Raw genomic sequence first — 2,839 nt, forward strand, 5'->3', positions numbered from 1 at the left:
GGGCGGAGTGGGGGGCCGTTTTGACCCGTCCGTGGCAGGGACGGTAGCCTGAGCCGTTGAAAAAGTATTGCGTATGGCTTGCTCGATCTCACGTGAGGGGCCTGCGCCGGTCCACCAGGATGGTTGCCAGCGGCCAGCACCCGGTTTGCGTCACCGAGGTGTCGGCCTTCTCTGTTGTGATCGTCGGGTGGCCTTGTCAGGAACCATTCACGAAGAAGCGAAGGCTACGACCCGTGCGTACGTTCAGCCCCAAGCCCGGCGACGTCCAGCGTCAGTGGCACGTCATCGACGCGACCGATGTCGTGCTCGGCCGCCTGGCCTCCCAGGCCGCCACCCTTCTCCGGGGCAAGCACAAGCCGGTGTACGCGCCGCACGTTGACACAGGTGACTTCGTCATCATCGTCAACGCCGACAAGGTGCACCTGTCCGGCAACAAGCGGACCCAGAAGCTGGCCTACCGGCACTCCGGTTACCCCGGCGGTCTGCGGTCCGTCCGCTACGGCGAGCTGCTGGAGAAGAACCCGGAGAAGGCCGTCGAGAAGGCCGTCAAGGGCATGCTGCCCAAGAACACCCTGGGCCGTCAGATGTTCTCCAAGCTCAAGGTGTACGCCGGCCCCGAGCACCCGCACGGTGCCCAGCAGCCGGTGGCGTTCGAGATCACCCAGGTCGCGCAGTAGTCCGGCCACCCCTAAGACGAGAGATATCTGAGGAGAATCGTGGCCGAGCCCACCCCTGAGACCCTTGACGCCGAGGTTCCCGAGGTCGAGGAGTACACGACCGAGAGCGCTCCCGAGCAGTTCGCCGGCGACGGCGAGGACGCCTCGGCGCGCTTCGGCGACCCGCTGCCGGGTGCCGGCACCGGGCGACGCAAGAACGCGATCGCCCGTGTCCGGATCATCCCGGGCAGCGGCAAGTGGAAGATCAACGGGCGCACCCTCGAGGGTTACTTCCCCAACAAGGTGCACCAGCAGTCCGTCAACGAGCCGTTCAAGATCCTCGAGCTCGACGAGCGGTACGACGTCGTCGCCCGCATCTCCGGCGGCGGCATCTCCGGCCAGGCCGGCGCGCTGCGCCTCGGCGTGGCCCGTGCCCTCAACGAGGCGGACATCGACAACAACCGCGCCCCGCTGAAGAAGGCCGGCTTCCTGACCCGCGACGCCCGTGCGGTCGAGCGGAAGAAGGCCGGTCTGAAGAAGGCCCGCAAGGGCACGCAGTACAGCAAGCGCTAGTCGAGCCCTTCCGGCCAATCGGGGGAGACCCCAGGCGCCCCGGCAGCACGGTCCGTGCTGTCGGGGCGTTCCTTTTATAGGGTTAACGGGCCCGGTGAACGGTCGTGGACAGTCGGTTCGGTTGACCGCCTCGGTTGACGGGCTTAACTTGACGGGCTCGGTTGAGGGCTTGGTTGACGGGCCGGAACCCGGTCCGTCGTCTGTGAAATCTCGGAGGAACAACCGTGGGACGACTCTTCGGAACGGACGGGGTACGGGGTGTCGCCAACGCCGATCTGACGGCCGAGATGGCTCTCGGCCTGTCGGTCGCGGCGGCGACCGTGCTCGCGCGCGCGGGGAGCGACCAGGGTGATCGGGGCGACCAGGAGGACGCCCGGCGCCCGGTGGCGGTCGTCGGGCGCGACCCGCGGGCGTCCGGGGAGTTCCTCGAGGCGGCCGTGGTGGCCGGCCTCGCCAGCGCCGGCGTCGACGTGGTGCGGGTCGGCGTGCTGCCGACCCCGGCCGTGGCCTACCTGACCGGCTCGCTGCGCGCCGACTTCGGCGTGATGCTCTCCGCCAGCCACAACCCGATGCCGGACAACGGCATCAAGTTCTTCGCGGCCGGCGGCCACAAGCTGGCCGACGACCTCGAGGACCGGATCGAGACCGCCTACCGCGACCACGCGCGCGGCGAACCGTGGGCGCGCCCCGTCGGGGCCGGCGTCGGGCGGGTCACCGACTACGACGAGGGCTTCGACGCCTACGTCTCGCACCTGGTCGGCGTGCTGCCGAACAAGCTGACCGGGCTCCGCGTCGTCATCGACGCGGCACACGGCGCGGCCTCCCGCGTCGCGCCCGAGGCGTTCGCACGGGCCGGCGCGGAGATCATCACGATCGGCGCCGAGCCGGACGGCCTCAACATCAACGACGGCTACGGCTCCACGCACCTGGACGCCCTGCGGACCGCCGTGCTGACGCACGGCGCCCACCTCGGCATCGCGGTCGACGGCGACGCCGACCGCTGCCTGGCCGCCGACGCGGCCGGCCACACGGTCGACGGCGACCAGATCCTCGCCGTGCTGGCGGTCGCCATGCGGGAGGCCGGCACGCTGGTCGGGGACACGGTCGTCGCCACGGTGATGTCCAACCTCGGCTTCACGCTCGCCATGGAGCGGGAAGGCCTCCGGCTCCGCCAGACCTCGGTCGGCGACCGCTACGTGCTGGAGGAGATGAAGCGGGGCGGCTACTCGCTCGGCGGCGAGCAGTCGGGACACGTGATCGTCTCCGACCACGCCACGACGGGCGACGGCACCCTGACCGGCCTGCTGCTGGCCGCTAGGGTGGCCGCCACCGGCCGGCCGCTGGCCGAGCTGGCCGGCGTGATGGAACGGCTGCCGCAGGTGCTGATCAACGTGCCCGACGTGGACCGCACGCGGGTGCGGGAGTCGCGCGAGCTGGCCGAGGCCGTGACGGAGGCCGAGCGCCAGCTCGGCGAGACGGGCCGGGTGCTGCTGCGGCCCTCCGGGACGGAGCCGCTGGTGCGGGTGATGGTGGAGGCGGCGGACGCGGCGCAGGCGCGGACGGTGGCGGCGGGGCTGGCTGACGCGGTGAAGTCCGCGTTGGGGTAGGGG

The 2,839-nt window shown here is 70.8% G+C and carries 3 protein-coding genes; all 3 read left to right on the plus strand.

Annotated elements, in window-relative coordinates:
• Nucleotides 1-233: 233 nt before the first annotated feature.
• The 3 genes from rplM to glmM all read left to right on the plus strand — a co-directional run bounded on the left by rplM (nucleotide 234) and on the right by glmM (nucleotide 2,836).
• A complete protein-coding gene (gene rplM / locus E1283_RS34665) occupies nucleotides 234-677 on the plus strand; it encodes a 50S ribosomal protein L13 (protein ID WP_132822137.1) in 444 nt (147 codons plus the stop codon).
• A gap of 39 nt (nucleotides 678-716) precedes the next feature.
• Nucleotides 717-1,229, plus strand: coding sequence for a 30S ribosomal protein S9 (rpsI, locus tag E1283_RS34670; protein ID WP_132822138.1), 513 nt, complete (start codon nucleotides 717-719; stop codon nucleotides 1,227-1,229).
• 224 nt (nucleotides 1,230-1,453) lie between these two features.
• Nucleotides 1,454-2,836 (plus strand): phosphoglucosamine mutase, encoded by a 1,383-nt coding sequence (gene glmM / locus E1283_RS34675; RefSeq protein ID WP_132822139.1) that lies wholly within the window; start codon nucleotides 1,454-1,456, stop codon nucleotides 2,834-2,836.
• Nucleotides 2,837-2,839: the final 3 nt, after the last annotated feature.

The organism is Streptomyces hainanensis (assembly GCF_004348415.1).
GTDB lineage: Bacteria > Actinomycetota > Actinomycetes > Streptomycetales > Streptomycetaceae > Streptomyces > Streptomyces hainanensis.